The 18,164-nt window shown below is 67.4% G+C and carries 17 protein-coding genes; 10 read left to right on the plus strand and 7 right to left on the minus strand.

What is annotated here, in order from left to right; genetic code table 11:
* From ACM14_RS21795 to ACM14_RS32125, 3 genes are all read right to left on the minus strand, one after another.
* On the minus strand, positions 1–377 hold a 377-nt coding region (locus ACM14_RS21795), incomplete at its 3' end, for a FecR/PupR family sigma factor regulator (protein WP_139093480.1).
* On the minus strand, positions 377–874 hold the full coding sequence (locus ACM14_RS21800; RefSeq protein ID WP_013804342.1) for a sigma-70 family RNA polymerase sigma factor: 498 nt from the start codon (positions 872–874) through the stop codon (positions 377–379). The genes ACM14_RS21800 and ACM14_RS21795, both read right to left, overlap by 1 nt.
* 174 nt (positions 875–1,048) lie before the next feature.
* On the minus strand, positions 1,049–2,674 hold the full coding sequence (locus ACM14_RS32125) for a pseudouridine synthase (protein WP_368072937.1): 1,626 nt from the start codon (positions 2,672–2,674) through the stop codon (positions 1,049–1,051).
* 557 nt (positions 2,675–3,231) lie between these two features.
* Here ACM14_RS32125 and ACM14_RS21810 point away from each other — a divergent pair.
* Positions 3,232–3,771, plus strand: coding sequence for a hypothetical protein (locus ACM14_RS21810; RefSeq protein ID WP_065347307.1), 540 nt, complete (start codon positions 3,232–3,234; stop codon positions 3,769–3,771).
* Between the two features lie 17 nt (positions 3,772–3,788).
* Here ACM14_RS21810 and ACM14_RS21815 read toward each other — a convergent pair whose 3' ends face one another.
* Positions 3,789–4,655: an IclR family transcriptional regulator gene (locus tag ACM14_RS21815; RefSeq protein ID WP_016446586.1), complete on the minus strand. Its 867-nt coding sequence runs from the start codon at positions 4,653–4,655 to the stop codon at positions 3,789–3,791.
* Between the two features lie 57 nt (positions 4,656–4,712).
* Here ACM14_RS21815 and ACM14_RS21820 point away from each other — a divergent pair, with 57 nt between their 5' ends.
* Genes ACM14_RS21820 through ACM14_RS21830 form a run of 3 tightly spaced genes read left to right on the plus strand, consistent with a single transcriptional unit; the run spans position 4,713 to position 8,103 of the window.
* Positions 4,713–5,882, plus strand: a complete 1,170-nt coding sequence (locus tag ACM14_RS21820) for an acyl-CoA dehydrogenase family protein (protein WP_065347308.1) — start codon at positions 4,713–4,715, stop codon at positions 5,880–5,882.
* Between the two features lie 14 nt (positions 5,883–5,896).
* Positions 5,897–6,895: a tripartite tricarboxylate transporter substrate binding protein gene (locus ACM14_RS21825; protein WP_065347309.1), complete on the plus strand. Its 999-nt coding sequence runs from the start codon at positions 5,897–5,899 to the stop codon at positions 6,893–6,895.
* On the plus strand, positions 6,895–8,103 hold the full coding sequence (locus ACM14_RS21830) for a CaiB/BaiF CoA-transferase family protein (RefSeq protein ID WP_065347310.1): 1,209 nt from the start codon (positions 6,895–6,897) through the stop codon (positions 8,101–8,103). The genes ACM14_RS21825 and ACM14_RS21830 overlap by 1 nt, the downstream gene beginning before the upstream one ends.
* Positions 8,104–8,121: 18 nt before the next feature.
* Here ACM14_RS21830 and ACM14_RS21835 read toward each other — a convergent pair whose 3' ends face one another.
* The 3 genes from ACM14_RS21835 to ACM14_RS21845 all read right to left on the minus strand — a co-directional run bounded on the left by ACM14_RS21835 (position 8,122) and on the right by ACM14_RS21845 (position 10,660).
* Positions 8,122–9,036: a nucleotidyl transferase AbiEii/AbiGii toxin family protein gene (locus ACM14_RS21835; RefSeq protein ID WP_065347311.1), complete on the minus strand. Its 915-nt coding sequence runs from the start codon at positions 9,034–9,036 to the stop codon at positions 8,122–8,124.
* A complete protein-coding gene (locus ACM14_RS21840) occupies positions 9,033–9,770 on the minus strand; it encodes a type IV toxin-antitoxin system AbiEi family antitoxin (protein WP_065347312.1) in 738 nt (245 codons plus the stop codon). Before ACM14_RS21840 ends, ACM14_RS21835 begins: the two co-directional genes overlap by 4 nt.
* Positions 9,771–9,931: 161 nt before the next feature.
* Complete coding sequence (locus ACM14_RS21845; RefSeq protein WP_065347313.1) at positions 9,932–10,660, minus strand: Crp/Fnr family transcriptional regulator; 729 nt, start codon at positions 10,658–10,660, stop codon at positions 9,932–9,934.
* Between the two features lie 319 nt (positions 10,661–10,979).
* On the opposite strand from ACM14_RS21845, the gene ACM14_RS21850 reads away from it, so the two are divergent.
* The 6 genes from ACM14_RS21850 to ACM14_RS21875 all read left to right on the plus strand — a co-directional run bounded on the left by ACM14_RS21850 (position 10,980) and on the right by ACM14_RS21875 (position 18,141).
* Positions 10,980–12,917: a long-chain fatty acid--CoA ligase gene (locus tag ACM14_RS21850; RefSeq protein WP_065347314.1), complete on the plus strand. Its 1,938-nt coding sequence runs from the start codon at positions 10,980–10,982 to the stop codon at positions 12,915–12,917.
* A gap of 14 nt (positions 12,918–12,931) precedes the next feature.
* Complete coding sequence (locus ACM14_RS21855) at positions 12,932–13,717, plus strand: ABC transporter ATP-binding protein (protein ID WP_012203089.1); 786 nt, start codon at positions 12,932–12,934, stop codon at positions 13,715–13,717.
* Positions 13,718–13,727: 10 nt separating this feature from the next.
* Positions 13,728–14,657 (plus strand): branched-chain amino acid ABC transporter permease, encoded by a 930-nt coding sequence (locus tag ACM14_RS21860; protein ID WP_012203088.1) that lies wholly within the window; start codon positions 13,728–13,730, stop codon positions 14,655–14,657.
* Between the two features lie 21 nt (positions 14,658–14,678).
* Entirely contained in the window at positions 14,679–15,743 is a 1,065-nt protein-coding gene (locus tag ACM14_RS21865) for a branched-chain amino acid ABC transporter permease (protein ID WP_012203087.1), read from the plus strand.
* A 79-nt stretch (positions 15,744–15,822) separates the two neighbouring features.
* On the plus strand, positions 15,823–17,139 hold the full coding sequence (locus ACM14_RS21870) for an ABC transporter substrate-binding protein (protein ID WP_065347315.1): 1,317 nt from the start codon (positions 15,823–15,825) through the stop codon (positions 17,137–17,139).
* A gap of 168 nt (positions 17,140–17,307) precedes the next feature.
* A complete protein-coding gene (locus tag ACM14_RS21875) occupies positions 17,308–18,141 on the plus strand; it encodes an ABC transporter ATP-binding protein (protein ID WP_016446597.1) in 834 nt (277 codons plus the stop codon).
* The last annotated feature ends 23 nt before the right edge of the window (positions 18,142–18,164 follow it).

Consider the following 18,164-nt stretch of genomic DNA (forward strand, 5'->3'; position numbering starts at 1 on the left):
GCCAGCCAGCCCGCGCCGGCCGCCGTGCCCAGGCCCGCAAACAGGCCCAGCAGGCGCCGCCGCGCAGCCCGGGGAGCGGCGGACAGGCCGCGATAGCCCGCGCCACCCGCGTTGAGCCCCGTCAGCGCGCCCGTGACGGCCTGCAGATGGGCCCAGGCGCGGCCATGGTCGGCGTCTTCATCGAGCCAGCGCTGCCAGCGCGCCCGGTCGGCGGCCGAGGCCTGGCCCGATTGCAGCAGCGCAAACCAGCCGGCCGCCGCCCGCGCCACGCCGGCCGGCAAGGGCCGGCCCAGCGCCTGGGGCGCCTGGATACTGCTGCCGGGTAGCGGCGCGGCGCTGGACAGGCGCCGAGGATCGGAAGGAGGCACCGGCGCCATCAGGACAGCGCCAGCACGAAGCAGCGCTCATAGCCCTGGGCCAGGTAGCGCTTGACGCTGGTCATGGACACGCCCAGGCGCGTGGCGATGTCCGCATAGCTCAGGCCTTCGAGGTGGGCCAGCAGGAAGGCCTCGCGCACCTTGGGCGCCAGCGCGTCCAGCGCCTGGTCCACGGCCTGCAGCGATTCGAGGGCGATCAGCCGCTCTTCGGGCGAAGGGGCAAGTTCAGCGGGCAACAGGGCCAGGGTGTCGAGATAGGCGCGCTCCAGCAGCCGGCGCCGGTGCTGGCGGATCACAAGATGGCGGGCCACGGTGGCCAGAAAGGGGCGCGGCTGCTCGATGCGGCCGGCCATGCCCGAGGTGATCACGTTGACGAAAGTGTCGTGCGCGATATCGGAAGCCTCGAACACATTGCCCAGCTTGCGGCGCAGCCAGCCTTGCAGCCAGCCGTGGTGTTCGACATAGAGGGTGTGTACGGGATCGGCCGGTGCGCGCATGAAAAGACGGACGCGCCCCGGACTGGCGTGCCGCAGCGCTGAAGCTCGTTTGAGAATGGTTCGCATTCTAAACACGAGCTCAAAACCGCCGCTGCCCAAATCAGGGGCACCGAGGGTGCCGTCCCCCTCCCGCGAAGCGAGAGAGGGGGAAGCGGCGCAGCCGCTCAGGGGGTGCTAAAAATTCTCATGTGCACCCAGGTAGCGCCACTGGCCCACAGGCAGATTGCCCAGCGTCACGCGGCCGATGCGGATGCGCTTGAGGCCCACTACGCGCAGGCCCACCAGTTCGCACATGCGGCGGATCTGGCGCTTCTTGCCTTCGGTCAGCACAAAGCGCAGCTGCTCGGGGTTCTGCCAGTCCACCTTGGCGGGCTTGAGTGCCTCGCCATCGAGCGACAGGCCATGGCACAGGCGTGCCAGCTGTTCGGCCGGGAACACGGATTGCACGTCGATGTCGCGGTCGCCGTAGGTCACGCGCACCAGGTACTCCTTGTCCATCTCCGAGTCTTCGCCAATGATCTGGCGCGCCACGCGGCCATCCTGGGTCATGACGAGCAGGCCCACGGAGTCGATGTCCAGCCGGCCGCAGGGAGCCAGGCCCTTGAGCTGCGCGAAGTTGAAGCGCGTGCGGCTGGTGTCCTGGTTCCAGTGGTTCTGGGGCGTGACCAGGACCACGGCGGGCTCGTGCCCGTCCTCGGCTTGGCCGCTGACATAGCCCATGGGCTTGTGGATCAGGATGGTGACCTGCTGGTCCTGGCGCTCGCGCGCTTCGCGCTCGACGGTGATGCGGTCGGCCGCCACCACGTTCTGGCCCATCACGGCGAGTTCGCCATTGACGCGGACCCAACCCTTGTCCACCCACTCGTCGGCCTCGCGGCGCGAGCACAGGCCCATGTCGGCCAGGCGCTTGTTGATGCGCACGCCACCGGGAACCTGCTCCTGCAGCGGCTCGGGAGCACGCTTGACGGGGATTTCGCGGCTGGCGCCACCGTCGGCGGGACGGTAGGTGCGGATGCCGCTGAGCGGACGGTAGGCGGGCTCGGCCTGGGGCGCCTCGTCGCGGCGCGGGCCACGGGCGTCATCACGGCGGGGACCACGGGCGTCGTCGCGGCGCGGTCCGCGCGCATCGTCACGGCGGGGGCCGCGGGCGTCGTCACGGGGACGGTCGCGGAAACCACCTTCACGCGGGCCGTCACGGGGACCGTCGCGCTGGCCGTCACGTTGGCCATCGCGCTGACCATCACGCGGACGCTCATCGCGCTGGCCATAGGGCCGGTCGCGGCGATCGTCCGGGCGGGGCGCGCGCGGGGGGCGGGCATCGCGCGTATCACGGGCATCGCGCATGTCGCGCTGCTCGCGCGGGGCACGGTTCTCGCCGCCGCCCTGTTCGCGCCAGTCGCCACGCGGCTGGGAACGGTCCAGGTCCTCGGCACGGCCGAAACCGCTGCTGCGCGGGCGCTGGTCACGGGCGTCGTCGCGGGGTGCTGCACCGCGGGGGGCATCGCCTCGGGGAGCCGCACCGCGGGCATCGCCGCGAGGGGGGGCATCACGGCGGTCGGAGCGCTCGTAACGATCATTGCGGCCGCCACGGTCGCCGCCACGTTCATTGCGGTCGTTGCGGTCACTGCGCGGGCCGCCGCGTGCGCCCGCAGATTTGCCCGCGCCACCCGAAGGGCGGCGGGCATCGCCAGCCGGCTCGGCCTGTGGCTTTTCGGGGCGGCGCAGCACAGGGCGCGCGGAGGGCGCTGCCGCCTCGTCGGCGCCGGGCCGGGACGGTTTGGAAGAAGTAGGGGATGACATTAGACCGCCATTGTCGCGCGGCAAGGCCCGCAGCGGCTGCGCCCTGCGGCCAATACGGGCATTGCGCTCGGCTATCGGGCGACTATCGGGCGGCCTGCGCGCAGGCCGCCAGGGCTCCCTTGCCAGCCCCGCCGCCCGGCCCTGCGCCCCGGCGGGCTCGCCATGTTCCGCACAACACATTCATGCCCCATGCAATGCGCCTGGTGGCCACCCCATCCCGATCGCTGTATCCGGCGCGATATGCACAACCGGATGAATCCTCAATGAAAAATCGACAAGAAACGAATCACATCGGCAAAACATCTTCAATCCGGCCGATTGGGATCTTCCAATGCACGGCATGCAATATGTAAAAAAATGTATTTTATTTGGGCGATTTCATTCATTGGCGATTGCAAATCAACCCATTGGGCTTGCCATTGCCCATACATCTCCCCATAGAATGGCGCCCGTCCAGAAACGGGGGGCTCTTTCGAGACAACAGCCCTTCGCGCAGCGCCTGCTGCGGTATCCAGACCATCCCGCCCGGACTCCCGCCTCATTCAACAAGGAAAACCATGAGCGATACACCCAACCTATTGAATTCCATGCCCTTGAAAGAACAATTCAAGGCGCTGCTTATCACCAAGCCGGACTTGACTGGAATCGAGTGGTCCGATATGGAGACCGCCATCGGCCCGAATGCTGAAAAATACCGGCCACTGTGGGAGCGCATGGTCAGCGGGAAAAAGGGCTTTTTCGCATCCATGAGTCCCTGCTGGACCGCCATTCCCTTCATGGGCGTTTCCTGGGCCATTGCGCGCCGCGTCTACGCCTATGCCGTGGTGGCCTTCATCACCCTGTTGATCATCAATCTGCTGATGCCCGGCACGGGCGGCGCCGGGCGCGTGCTCGGCATCGCGGTGGCCATCTCGTTCACGGTCAAGCGCACCTACCTGCAATGGCTGGTCACGCGCATACAGCAGATCAACCAGAGGGGCCTGGTGGGCGCTGCGCGCGAAGAGGCGCTGCGCCAGATCGGCGGCCTGGACCAGAAGAACGGCTGGATCTCCTTCGGCGTGCTGCTGGCCATCGGCATCGTGCTGGCCGCTTTCTGAAGCGCCAGGCCCGCAGATCAGCGGTCCACGGGCAGCCGGTCGCACAGGGCCACCAACTGCGCCAACTGGGGGCCCACATCCCGGATCAGCGTGCGGGCCGGCATGCGCAGGCCCGGCACAGCGCAGTTGAACAGCAGGCGGCGCGACCCGTAGCGGATGCGCGAGGCCGCACCCACGGCGCACACGCCCAGGCCGGAGTCGCCCATGTTGACCGCGAAGCCCCGGGCGGCATAGTGCGCCAGGCTTTCGCTGGCGTTGTCCCTGCAGCGCGCATATTCCTCGGGCCGCTGGCTGCGCACGCGGTCCAGGAAGCGCTGCAGTTCCCCGGCATCGAGCTGGGCCAGCCCTGCCCGGCCCATGGCCGTTTCCAGCACGCCGCGCACGGCGCCCACGCCGGGTCGCTTGAGCGTGCCGCCCTCCCAGGCGCAGGTATCCAGATAGACCACATCCAGGTCCATGACCACGCCCACCGACACCGCCCCCTTCACACGGTCGGCCAGCGCCTGCATGGGCAGGCGCAGCGGGCCGAGCAAGGGCGTGTTGATTACATAGGGGTAGCCCAGGGCGACAGCGGCCGGGCCGACGAAGTAGCGGTCCAGCCGCTCGTCATGGTCCAGGTAGCCCATGGTCTGCAGGCTGCGGCACAGCCTGGACACGGTGGGGCGCGGCAGGCCCAGGCGGCGGGCCAGCTCGCTGTTGGCATGCGGGCGCGGGTCGCTGACGAAGCACTGGAGAATCATCAGCCCCTTGGCCAGCGTGCCAGCGAAATACGGGTCCTGCTCGCGGATGCGGCAGACATCCTGCGAGTCCCTGGGTTGGTGGGCAATGGGGGTGTGGGGCACGTGGCGATTGTGCGGACCACCGCCGCAAAGCCGCAACTGCATTTCAATATTTGAAACTGCATTGCAGCCCTGGTGCCCGCGCTTCCTACAGTGCGGCCCATGAGCCAAGCCCCCACCCCCCATCCCGCCGACGCCCGCCTGCAGGCGTTGATTGCAGACATCCGCCATTTCGTGCGCCACCGCTGGCATCCGCTCGAAGAGCAGATCGAGCGCGACGACAGCATTCCGCCCGCCGTGGTCCAGGAGCTGCGCGACAAGGGCTATTTCGGCTGGAGCATTCCCCAGGCCTATGGCGGCCTGGGCCTGAGCACCGAGGAGCTGGTGTGCTGCGCCTTCGAGCTGTCCCAGGCCTCGGTGGCGCTGCGGGCCCGCGTGGGCACCAACACCGGCATTGGCTCGGAAGCCCTGGTGGCCGACGGCACCGAGGCGCAAAAGCAGCGCTGGCTGCCGCGCATGGCGCGCGGCGAGCTCACGGGTTGCCTGGCGCTGACCGAGCCGGACGCGGGCTCGGAGGCGAGCAACATCCAGACCACGGCGCGCCGCGAGGGCGACCACTACGTGCTCAACGGCAGCAAGCGCTTCATCACCAATGCGCCGCTGGCCGATGTGTTCACCGTCATCGCCCGCACCGGCGAAGGCAGCACGGGCAGCGAGGGGCTGACGGCCTTCTTCGTGGAGCGCTCGCCGGGTCTGGTGACAGGCCAGCCCTATCGCAAGATGGGCCAGGCGGGCTCGCCCGTGTCCGACGTGCATTTCCAGGACTGCCGCGTGCCGGCCGACCAGATCATCGGCGGGCGCGAGGGCCAGGGCTTCAAGACCGTGATGAAGGTGCTCAACAAGCAGCGCCTGCACCTGGCAGCGCTGTGCACGGGGCCGGCGATCCGCATGCTGGACCTGGCGCTGGCCCATGTGCGCCAGCGCGAGCAGTTCGGCCAGCCGGTGGCGAACTTCCAGCTGGTGCAGGCCATGCTGGCTGACAGCCGCACCGAGATCTTCGCGGCGCAATCCATGATCCTGGAGGCCGCCCGCGCCCGCGACCGGGGCGAGGACGTGGCGCTGTCCGCCTCCATGTGCAAGTACTTCGCCTCCGAGATGTGCGGCCGCGTGGCCGACCGCGCCGTGCAGATGTTCGGCGGCGCAGGCTATGTGGCCGACTTCAGCCCCATCGAGCGCTACTTCCGCGACGTGCGCCTGTTCCGCCTCTACGAAGGCACCAGCCAGATCCACCAGCTCAACATCGCCAAGCTCATGCTGCGCGAGAGCGCCTGACACCGGAGGCCCCCATGACACACCCCCTCACCTCGAAGTACCTGGCCACCCTGGGCCTGCTGGCTGCGCTGTGTGCCTGCGCGCAGGCGGCCCAAGCGGCACAGACGGCCCAGGCGACTTTTCCCGATCGGCCCGTGCGCGTGATCGTTCCCTTTCCCGCAGGCGGCAGCACCGACCTCGTGGCCCGCGCGCTGTCGGTGGAACTGGGCCAGGCCCTGGGCCAGCCGGTGGTGGTGGAGAACAAGCCGGGCGCAGGCAGCCTGGTCGGCTCGGAACTCGTGGCCCGCGCCGCGCCCGATGGCTACACCCTGCTCATGGCAGGCCTGAGCAATGTCTTCCTGCCCCATGTGCACGCCAACCTCAAGTGGAATCCGCTGACCGACTACGAGTACATCGGCCTGGTGGCCGACCTGCCCAACGTCATTGCCGTCAACGCCAAGACCCCCTACCGCACGCTGGCCGAATTGGTGGCGGCCGACAAGGCCAGGCCCGGCACGCTGTCCTTCGGCTCGGCCGGCACGGCCACGCCCTCGCACCTGGTCTGCGAGATGGTCAACCACCGGCTCGGCACGAAGATGCAGCACCTGCCCTACAAGGGCAACGCCCCGGCCGTCAACGACCTCATGGCCGGCCACATCCCGGTGATGTGCAACAACCTGGGCGGCACCCTGCCCTACATGCAGGGCGGGCAGATCCGCATCCTGGCGCAGACCGGCAAGAGCCGCTCGCCCGCAGCGCCCGACATTCCCACCTTTGCCGAGCTGGGCGTGGCCGGGCTGGACACCGGCCTGTGGGTGGGCCTGGCCGCGCCCAAGGGCACGCCGCAGCAGATCGTGGCCACGCTCAACCAGGCGCTGGCCAAGGCCATGGCCTTGCCCGAGACGCGCGACAAGCTGGCGCGCCTGGGTGCCACGCCGCTGCCCACGCAGACGGCGGACTTCCACAAGCGCGTGGCCGAAGACCGCCGCGCCTGGGAGCCCGTGCTGAAGAACGTGGACCTGAAAGGCAACTGATGCAGCGCCAAGGCTATCCGCTGGAGGGTGTGCGCATCCTCGACATGGCCACGGTGCTGGCCGCCCCCTTCTCGGCCACGCTGTGCGGCGACCTGGGCGCCGATGTCGTCAAGCTGGAGCTGCCCGGCGGCGGCGACACGCTGCGCAGCCTGGCCCCCGTGCACGATGGCCACGCCGTGTTCTGGAAAACCGCCAACCGGGGCAAGCAGGGCATCTCGCTGGATGTGCGCAAGGCCGAAGGCCGCACGCTGTTCCTGCGGCTGATCGAGGATTTCGACGTGCTGGTGGAGAACTTCCGCACCGGCACGCTGGACCGCTGGGGGCTGGACCTGGCCACCTTGCATGCCCGCAACCCGCGCCTCATCGTGCTGCGCCTGACGGGCTTCGGCCAGACCGGCCCCTATGCGCGCCGGCCGGGCTTTGCGCGCATCTTCGAGGCCATGAGCGGCTTCGCCCACCTCACGGGCGAGGCGGACGGCCCGCCCCAGCACATGAACTACCCGCTGGGCGATGCCGTGGCCGGCCTGTTCGGCGCCTTCTCCATCGCGGCCGCACTGGCCGAGCGCAACGCGCAGCCGCCCGGTGAACGGCGCGGCATGGAGATCGACCTGTCGGCCACCGAAGCCATGCTACGCCTGCTGGACCCGCTGGCGGCCGAGTACCAGCTGGGCGGACAGGCGCGCAGCCGCACGGGATCGTGCGCGGGCTACACGGCGCCCTCCAACGTCTACCGCACGCGCGACGGCGCCTGGCTCACCGTGGTCGCCACGGGCGACGCCATCTTCGCGCGCCTGTGCCAGGCCATGGACCGCGCCGACCTGGCCGCCGACCCGCGCTTTGCGGACAACGCCGCGCGCATCCGCCACCTGCAGGCGCTGGATGCGCAGATCGTGCAATGGTGCGCAGGCCTGGACTGCGCCCAGGCCACGGCCGCGCTGGCCGCGCACGACATTCCGTTCAGCAAGGTCTGCTCGGCCGAGGACGCGCTGCAGGACCCGCATTTCGTGGAGCGCGGCAGCTTCATCACCCTGCCCGACCCCGACCTGGGCCCCCTCACCGCCCCCGCGCCCGTACCCCGCTTCACGGGCCGCCAGGCCCCTTCGCCCCGCAGCGGCCCGGCCACAGGCCAGGACAATGCACGCATCTATGCGGCGCTGGGGCTGGATGCGCAGCAGCAGGAGAGGCTGCGGCGCGAAGGCGTGATCTGAAGGTGTGCAGTGCTGGCGTCAGATGACCAGCCGTGCGGCCAGCAGGTCCGCCTGCTCGGCGAACTTGCGGGGATGGGACGTGCGCAGCTGCGCCAGGTTCTGCACCTTCCATCGCACGCCGGGCAGGTGTTCGAGATGGGCGATGTCCAGCGCCGGCCAATCGGGGGCTCCTGCGGCCAGCGACAGCAAAAAGCGCCGCTCACTGGCATCCAGCCCTTGCTGAAGCTCCCGCAGCAACCGCTCGCGTGCTGCGAGCAGAGATTGCAGCGGCACAGGCTCGGCCGTCATGCCCCGGAAGTTGTTCTCGAAATCGTGCCGGACATCACGCAAGGGAGGAAACAGCACTTCGTGCAAAGGTCGGTTGCTGCATGCCAGATAGACCACGAAGGCGCGCCGGATGCCTGAGGTGATGCCGCCGTGCGCGAACAGCTGCATCACATCGAACAGATCACGCGGGTGCTGCCGGTCCAGGGCGGCCACGAGCTTGCCGCCGTACACGTCCTCTGCGGAGACCACGGGAATCTCCAGGTCAGCCATCAGCACATCGCGCGCAGTTGGCGTGAGCGAGGCCTGCCGCACCGGCAGCACCGTGCCCCGCATGACATAGTTCACTTCGATCTTGACCTGCACGGGACCACGGCGCACCAGCAGCTTGGTCTGGCCCGCTGCAGCCACCGGCGCATGGGTCTGAAAGCCTCGCTTCGTCAGGCGTTCTGCCGCTTGCCGGATGGCCTGATTGATCCGCAGCAGCGCCTCATCACGTGACGGCCTGTGGTCGGGAAACACCAGGTCCAGATCAACGGACAGGCGCGGCATATCGCGCACGAACAGGTTGATCGCGGTTCCGCCCTTCAGCGCGAACGTGTCATCCACAAACACCAGCGGCGCGACCTGTGTCAACAGGCGCGCAGTGTCGAGATAGGTCTGGTTCATGGCTTGAGCACCAACAGGCCCTCGGCCGACCGGGACACCCAGGGCCTGTCGCTTCCCGTCGGCAGCGAGGCCGTCTCCAGCCTGGCGACCCAGGGCAGCGCCCCCTCGCGCCCGAGTTGAAGGCACAGGCGCACGGTCTTGACGCTGGTGCAGCGCTGCAGAAGTTCACGCAGCACATCGGCGCGCAGGCTGTACGCGCTCTCCACCAGCTCCCTGGCTTCCTGCAGCGGCTGGCGCACGCCCACATCGCTCAGAAGCTCCAGCAGCGCACGCTCCGGGGCCGAGACCTGGGCGGCACCGCTGCGTTTCTCGAACGGCCCCACGTGCAGCAAATCGCCGGGTTGTTCATCGAACAGCCGTTTGCGATGGTATTCGGCAGGGAACCGCTCCGTGAACCATGGCGGCAACTGCCCGGCGGCCCAGCCATACAGCTGCAGCACCGGCTGCTGCGCCACATACTGGCGCATGCCGTACCAGTCCAGCGCCGACTTGCCCCCCACATGCAGGCCCTCCAGGCGGCGCTGCAGCACGCCCAGGCTCGGATGCAGGGCCAGGCTGTCGTTGGGCCGGCAGAAGACCCCCCGCATCAGGCGCTTCAGCCAGCCCGCGCGCACGTAATGGACAGCCAGGTCTGCGGAGATGCCCAGTCCTGCCAGATCCTGCGAGGTAATGGGCGTGCCCGCAGGCAGCTGCGTGTAGAGCGCGTTTAATTTGCTTGCCCCGGTCGTAGTCATGCTGCGATTCAAGCACTTATTCCAAACACGGACAAGTTTGGTATTTTTCTGCCAATCGTAGTTTGGCTACGATTTTCAGTACTTTTCAAAATTCCGTGGTGGCATGCATCGGTGCTGGTTCATGCCAATGGGTACGGCGCCAAAGCGGACGCCGCGCATGCTCAAGCCGCCCGCCGCGCCCCCGCAAACAGACCGCTGCGCAGCGCTTCCAGGTCGAGCACGCGCAGGCCGCCGTACTCCACGACGATGGCGTTTTCGCGCTGCAGCACGGACAGCGCCTCGTTGACGCGCTGGCGTGACAGGCCCACCAGGTAGGCCAGTTCCTGCTGGGTGATGCGCAGCACCTCGCCCACGCCCGGGTACAGCAGCGGGTGAAAGAGCGCGGCCAGGCTGCGGGCCACGCGCAGGTCGGGGTTGGTGAGGCGGTCGATTTCGCGGGCCGAGATGAATTGGCCCAGGCGCTCGTTGAGCTGGCTCATGACGAAGCGGTTGAAGCCGATGGAGTGGTCCAGCAGCCAGTGGAAGGTCTCGATTGGCAGGCCACCGACCACGCTGCGGCGTATGGCCTGCACGTTGTAGCGGTAGGGCTCGCGCTTGACGGCCGTGCCTTCGCCGAACCAGCCGCCCGGGGGCAGGCCGGCCAGGGTCATGCTGGCGCCATCGGCGCCGTCGGTGTTCATCTTGAGCAGGCCTTCGACCACGCCGAACCAGTAGGTGGGCGCGCGGCCGGTGCGGCAGACATAGTCGCCGGGCTGGGCGTCGCCGACGACCAGCGCCTTCTGGGCCCGTTCGCGCTCGGCGGGCTGGAGTACGGCCAGCCAGGGAATGCCTTCGAGTTCCTCGGGCCGGGGCGCGCGGCGGCGCTGGTGCAGTGACAGTTCTTGGCTCATGGAGTCGCGGCGAGGGTGCGCGGATCAATCATCAAAACCACCCAAGCATTGCCCGAGCCCGGTGGCTGGCGTGAGCGGGATTTCCAGAAGGACCGCGGCACGCGCACATTCCTGGATGCGCAAGCCCCCAAGCGGGACATGAGACCGTTTTGGCACCTTTTGTTACGGCGCGTTTTCCCGATGATGAGTTTCCCGCGGATTGTCGTCAAACAGACACCACGGCGTCAAAGCCAGTCCTAGGATGCAGTCCAAGCCGGTAGGTCACAGCCTGGGCATCTGCACCATGCGACCACCATTCACGAACATCCAAGGACATGGAATGACGACCACGTTCCCGCACCTGCTGCTCCAGCATGCCGCCCAGCGCCCCCAGGCGCCGGCGCTGCGCGAGAAGGAATACGGCATCTGGCAGACCTGGAGCTGGAGCGAGGCCGCCGAGACCGTGCGCCACATGGCCTGCGGCCTGGCGGCGCTGGGCCTGGCACGCGGCCAGAATCTGGCCTTCATCAGCGACAACCGGCCCCATGTCTACATGGGCTTCATTGCCGTGCAGGCGCTGGGCGGCGTACCGATCCCGCTGTACCAGGATGCCGTGGCCGCCGAGATGCGCTTCGTCATCGAGGATGCCGAGATCGACTTCGCCTTTGCCGAGAACCAGGAGCAGGTCGACAAGCTGCTGGAGGTGCGCGAGAGCGTCTCCGGCCTCGGCCACATCATCTATGACGACCCGCGCGGCCTGCGCAACTACGACCAGCCGGGGCTGATCAGCACCGAGGCGCTGCTGCAAAAGGGCCAGGAGTGGGATGCCGCACACCCGGGCGCCTGGGATGCGATGCTGGCCGCGCTGTCGCCCGACGATGTCTCGGTCATCCTCTACACCTCGGGCACGACCGGCAAGCCCAAGGGCGTGTGCCAGACGCACCGCAGCTTTGGCGAGTCGGCACGCGGCGGCGTGCAGGTGGACCGCCTGGGCCCCGGCGACAACGTGATCTCCTACCTGCCTCCGGCCTGGGTGGGCGACCACCTGTTCTCCTTCGCGCAGTGGCTGGTGGCGGGCTTCACCATCAACTGCCCGGAGTCGGCCTCGACCGTGTCCATCGACCTGCGCGAGATCGGCCCCAGCTACTACTTCGCGCCACCGCGCATCTTCGAGGGCATGCTGACCTCGGTGTCCATCCGCATGGAGGATGCCGCGCCCTTCAAGCAATGGATGTACGGCCGCGCCATGGCCGTGGCGCGCCGCGTGGGCTCGGACATCCTGGACGGCAAGACGGTGGGCACGCTGGACCGCCTGAAGTACGCGCTGGGCGACCTGTGCATCTACGGGCCGCTGCGCAATGCCATGGGCCTGTCGCGCATCCGCGTGGCCTACACGGCGGGTGCGGCCATCGGGCCCGAGCTGTTCCGCTTCTTCCGCTCCATCGGCATCAACCTCAAGCAGCTCTACGGCCAGACCGAGACCTGCGCCTATGTGTGCATACAGCGCGACGGGCAGGTGGAGCTGAGCAGCGTGGGCCAGGCCGCACCGGGCATCGAGCTGAAGATCGCCGACAACGGCGAGGTGCTGCTCAAGGGCGTGTCCGTGCTCAAGGAGTACTACAAGCGCCCCGACGCCACGGCCGAGGTGGTGGATGCCGACGGCTGGTTCCACACGGGAGATGCCGGCGTGATCGACGCCAGCGGCCAGCTGCGCATCATCGACCGCGCCAAGGACGTGGGCAAGACCAGCCGGGGCGCCATGTTCGCGCCCAACTACATCGAGAACAAGCTCAAGTTCTTCCCACAGATCAAGGAGGCGGTGTGCTTCGGCCACGGCCGCGACCAGGTCTGCGCCTTCATCAACATCGACTACGAGGCCGTGGGCAACTGGGCCGAGCGGCAGGGCCTGCCCTATGGCGGCTATGTGGACCTGGCATCGAAGGCCAAGGTGCTGGAGATGGTGGCCGACTGCGTGGCCCAGGTGAACGCCGACCTGGCCGCCGAAGCCGGCATGGCCGACACGCAGGTGGCGCGCTTCCTGGTGCTGCACAAGGAGCTGGACCCCGACGACGACGAGCTGACCCGCACGCGCAAGGTGCGCCGCGGCTTCATTGCCGACAAGTACGGCGTGCTGGTCGATGCGCTGTACACGGGCAAGCGTGAGCAGTTCATCGAGACCCAGGTCAAGTTCGAGGACGGCCGCACCGGCAGCGTCAGCGCCACGCTGTCCATCATCGATGCCAAAACCCATTCGGTGGCTGCCACCGCCAGGGCCTGACCGGAGCCGCTGACATGACCCACAAGAAGATCGGCGATGTCATCCTCGACATCAAGAACATCAGCCTGCGCTTCGGCGGGGTGAAGGCGCTGACGGACATCTCGTTCGATGTGCGCGAGCACGAGATCCGCTCCATCATCGGCCCCAACGGCGCGGGCAAGAGCTCCATGCTCAACTGCATCAACGGCGTGTACACGCCGTCCGAGGGATCGATCACCTTCCGGGGCAAGACCTTCAGCCACATGAACAGCCGCCAGGTGGCCGAGATGGGCGTGGCGCGCACCTTCCAGAACCTGGCGCTGTTCAAGGGCATGAGCGTGATCGACAACATCATGACCGGCCGCAACCTGCAGATCAAAAGCGGCATCCTGATGCAGGCCCTGCGCCTGGGCCCGGCCCAGCGCGAGGAGATCCGCCACCGCGAGTTCGTCGAGCACATCATCGACTTCCTGGAGATCCAGGCCTACCGCAAGACCCCCGTGGGCCAGCTGCCCTACGGCCTGCAAAAGCGCGTGGACCTGGGCCGCGCACTGGCCATGCAGCCGCAGGTGCTGCTGCTGGACGAGCCCATGGCCGGCATGAACGTGGAGGAAAAGCAGGACATGTGCCGCTTCATCCTCGATGTCAACGACGAGTTCGGCTCCACCATCGTGCTGATCGAGCACGACATGGGCGTGGTCATGGACATCAGCGACCGCGTCGTGGTGCTGGACTACGGCAAGAAGATCGGCGACGGCGCACCCGACGAGGTGCGCCAGAACGAAGACGTGATCCGCGCTTACCTTGGCACAGGCCATTGAGGGGACTGACATGGGATTTTTTCTGGAAACCTTGTTCGGCGGCCTCATGGTGGGCACGCTGTACGCGCTGATCGCCATCGGCTTCGTGCTGATCTTCAAGGCCTCGGGCGTGTTCAACTTCGCCCAGGGCGCGATGGTGCTGTTCTCGGCCCTGGCCATGGCGCGCTTTTCCGAGTGGATCCCGAAGTGGATCGGCATGGAGCCGGGCTGGTTCACCAACCTGCTGGCCATCTGCGTGTCGCTGGCCATCATGGTGGTCGTGGCCTGGGTGATCGAGCGGCTGGCACTGCGCCACCTCGTCAACCAGGAGCCCATCACGCTCTTGATGGCCACGCTGGGCATCGCCTACCTGCTGGACGGCCTGGGCCCGATGATCTTCGGCAGCGCCGTCTACAGCATCAACGTGGGCATGCCCAAGGACCCCATGTTCATCCTCGAGGGCCTGTTCCAGGGCGGCGTGCTGCTGAGCCAGGAAGACCTGTACGCGGCCTGCATCGCCGCGCTGCTGGTGGCCGCGCTCAGCGTGTTCTTCCAGAAGACCAAGACCGGCCGCGCGCTGCGCGCCGTGGCCGACGACCACCAGGCGGCGCAGTCCATCGGCATCCCGCTGTCGCGCATCTGGGTCATCGTCTGGTCGGTGGCCGGCGGCGTGGCCCTGGTGGTGGGCATCATCTGGGGCTCCAAGCTGGGCGTGCAGTACTCGCTGTCGCTGGTGGCCCTGAAGGCCCTGCCCGTGGTGATCCTGGGCGGCCTGACCTCGCTGCCCGGCGCCATCATCGGCGGCCTGATCATCGGCGTGGGCGAGAAGCTCTCCGAGGTCTACCTGGGCCCCATGGTCGGCGGCGGCATCGAGACCTGGTTCGCCTACGGCCTTGCCCTGTGCTTCCTGCTCGTGCGGCCCCAGGGGCTGTTCGGCGACAAAATCATTGATCGCGTTTGACCGTTACGGAGAACTTGCACCATGTTTTATCGTGAGAACGGTCAATTCAAGACGACCTACGCATCCGACCAGCAGATCTTCGGCGTTGCCCAGGACCGCTGGGCCATCGTGGCGCTGCTGGCCGTCGCCTTCCTGGTGATTCCCTTCAGCGTCAGCGACTACACCTTCCAGGCCGTGTTGATCCCCTTCCTGATCATGTCGCTGGCGGCGCTGGGGCTGAACATCCTGGTCGGCTACTGCGGCCAGATCTCTCTGGGCACCGGCGCCTTCATGGCCGTGGGCGCCTACGCGGCCTACAACCTGCAGGTGCGCTTCGAGGGCATGCCGCTGCTGGTGGCCCTGATCGGCGGCGGCGTGCTGGCCATGGTCTTCGGCGTGATCTTCGGCCTGCCCAGCCTGCGCATCCGGGGCCTGTACCTGGCCGTGGCCACGCTGGCCGCCCAGTTCTTCGTGGACTGGCTGGCCAGCCGCGCGGCCTGGGTGACGAACAACTCTTCCTCGGGCTCGGTGAGCGCAGGCCCGCTGTCCATCATGGGCTGGAAGATCGACACGCCCATGGAGAAGTACCTGCTGTGCCTGGGCATCCTGTGCGTGCTGGGCCTGGCCGCCAAGAACCTGGTGCGCGGCGCCATCGGCCGCGAGTGGATGGCCATGCGCGACATGGACGTGGCCGCCAGCGTGATCGGCATCCGCCCGACCTACGCCAAGCTCAGCGCCTTTGCCGTGAGCAGCTTCATCGTCGGCGTGGCCGGCGCGCTGTGGGGCTTCGTTCACCTGGGCGCCTGGGAGCCCGCGGCCTTCAGCCTGGACCGCTCGCTGCAGCTGCTGTTCATGATCATCATCGGCGGCCTGGGTTCGGTGGTGGGAAGCATCTTCGGCGCGGCCTTCTTCGTGCTGCTGCCGCTGCTGCTCACCCAGGTGCCGCACTGGATGGGCCTGCCGCTGTCCACGGCCACGGCGACCTACCTGGAGCACATGATCTTCGGTGCGCTGATCGTGTTCTTCCTGATCGTGGAGCCGCATGGCCTGGCAAAACTGTGGGCCACAGCCCGCCAGAAGCTTCGCGTCTGGCCCTTCCCGCATTGAGTTGATCTGTATCGAGACAGGGCGCCACAGAGTGCCGGATAACCGGGGAATCTTCCCCAGCCAACTAGGAGACAACGTCATGATGTTCAAGAAAGTCGCCATCGCCGCCGCCACGGTCGCTGCTGGAATCGGCGCTCTCGTGGCCGCCCCTGCCGCACAGGCCCAGGACCAGTTCGTGCCGCTGCTGGTCTACCGCACGGGCCAGTTCGCGCCGCTGGGCATTCCATGGGCCGATGGCAAGCAGGACTACATCAAGCTGGTCAACGCCAAGGGCGGCATCAATGGCGTGAAGATCGCCTACGAGGAATGCGAGACGGCCTACGACACGGCCAAGGGCGTGGAATGCTATGAGCGCCTGAAGGGCAAGGGCGGCGGCGCTGCCGGGTTCGATCCGCAGTCCACCGGCATCACGTTCGCCGTGACGGACAAGGCGCCCGGCGACAAGATGCCCATCATCACCACAGGCTATGGCCTGTCGCAGTCGGCCGACGGCAAGGTCTTCGAGTGGAACTTCCCGCTGCTGGGCAACTACTGGACGGCGGCCGACTCCATCATCCAGGACATCCTCAAGAAGGAAAAGGGCAGCCTCAAGGGCAAGAAGATCGCCCTGGTCTACCACGACTCGCCCTATGGCAAGGAACCCATTCCGCTGCTGCAAAAGCGCGCCGCCAAGGAAGGTTTCGACCTGACGCTGCTGCCCGTGACGGCGCCCGGCGTGGAGCAGAAGTCCACCTGGCTGCAGATCCGCCAGCAGCGCCCCGATTACGTGCTGCTGTGGTCGGCCGGCGTGATGACGCCCACGGCCGTGCGCGAGGCGCAGGCCACCGGCTATCCGCGCGAGAAGATGTACGCCATCTGGTGGGCCGGCTCGGACCATGACGTGAAGGACATCGGCGCCGGCGCCAAGGGCTACAACACCGTGACCATCCACAACACGGCCGAGCACGACAAGGTGCACGACGAGGTCAAGGCCATGGTCTACGACAAGGGCCAGGGCACGGCCACCGACGCCAAGGAACTGGGCGCCATGGCCCACACGCGCGGCATGGTGATCTCCATGCTGCAGGTGGAGGCCATCCGCACGGCACAGGAAAAGTACGGCAAGGGCAAGGTCATGACCTCCGAGCAGGTGCGCTGGGGCCTGGAAAACCTGAACCTCACGCAGGAGCGCCTCAACGAGCTGGGCTTCGGCAAGATCATCCGCCCCGTCAAGACCAGCTGCGACAACCACCTGGGCACCGACTGGTCGCGCATTGCCCAGTGGGATGGCGCCAAGTGGAAGGTGGTCTCCGACTGGTACCAGGCCGACAAGTCCATGGTCGAACCGCTGGTCAAGGAGTACGCGGACAAGTACGCCAAGGAAAAGAACGTAAAGACTCGGACCTGCACCCCCTGAGGCGCTGACGCGCCTTCCCCCTCTCTCGCTTCGCGGGAGGGGGACGACACCCTCGGTGCGGGGCGGCCCTTCCTCGGTGTCCCTGAGTTGGGGCATGCCCCGCGCAGAGATGCTCCGAGAGTTGCGGCCCCGCACTCCGCTTTCGTATCAACGCCCATGGACGACGCCATGACCACCGCACCCACCTCCGCCCCGGCCGCCAGCGATCCGCTGCTCGTGGTCAATGGCATCGAAGTCATCTACAACCATGTGATCCTGGTGCTCAAGGGCGTTTCGCTCCAGGTGCCGCGCGAGAGCATCGTGGCCATTCTGGGCGGCAACGGCGCGGGCAAGACCACGACGCTGCGCGCCATCTCCAACCTGCTCAAGGGCGAGCGCGGCGAGGTGACCAAGGGCACGATCGAGCTGGAGGGCGAGCGCATCGAAAGCCTCACGCCCTCCGAGCTGGTACAGCGCGGCGTGGTCCAGGTCATGGAGGGGCGTCACTGCTTCGCCCACCTGACCATCGAGGAAAACCTCATGACCGGCAGCTACACGCGCACTGACAAGGGCGAGATAGCGGCCAACCTCGAGAAGGTCTACAACTACTTTCCGCGCCTGAAGACGCGCCGTACCTCGCAGGCCGCCTACACCTCGGGCGGCGAGCAGCAGATGTGCGCCATCGGCCGCGCGCTGATGGCCAATCCGCGCATGGTGCTCCTGGACGAACCCTCGATGGGCCTGGCCCCGCAGATCGTCGAGGAGGTGTTCAACATCGTCCGCGACCTCAACAGCAAGGAGAAGGTCACCTTCCTGCTGGCCGAACAGAACACCAACATGGCCCTCAAATATTCGGACTACGGCTACATCATGGAAAGCGGCCGCATCGTCATGGACGGCGCGGCCTCGGACCTGGCCAGCAACGAGGACGTCAAGGAGTTCTACCTGGGCGTGGGCGGCGGCGAGCGCAAGAGTTTCAAGGACGTGAAAAGCTACAAGCGCAGAAAACGTTGGCTGGCCTGACCGGCGGACATTTCCCAGCCCCT

The sequence above is a fragment of the Delftia sp. JD2 genome, from assembly GCF_001682645.1.
Classification (GTDB): domain Bacteria; phylum Pseudomonadota; class Gammaproteobacteria; order Burkholderiales; family Burkholderiaceae_C; genus Comamonas; species Comamonas acidovorans.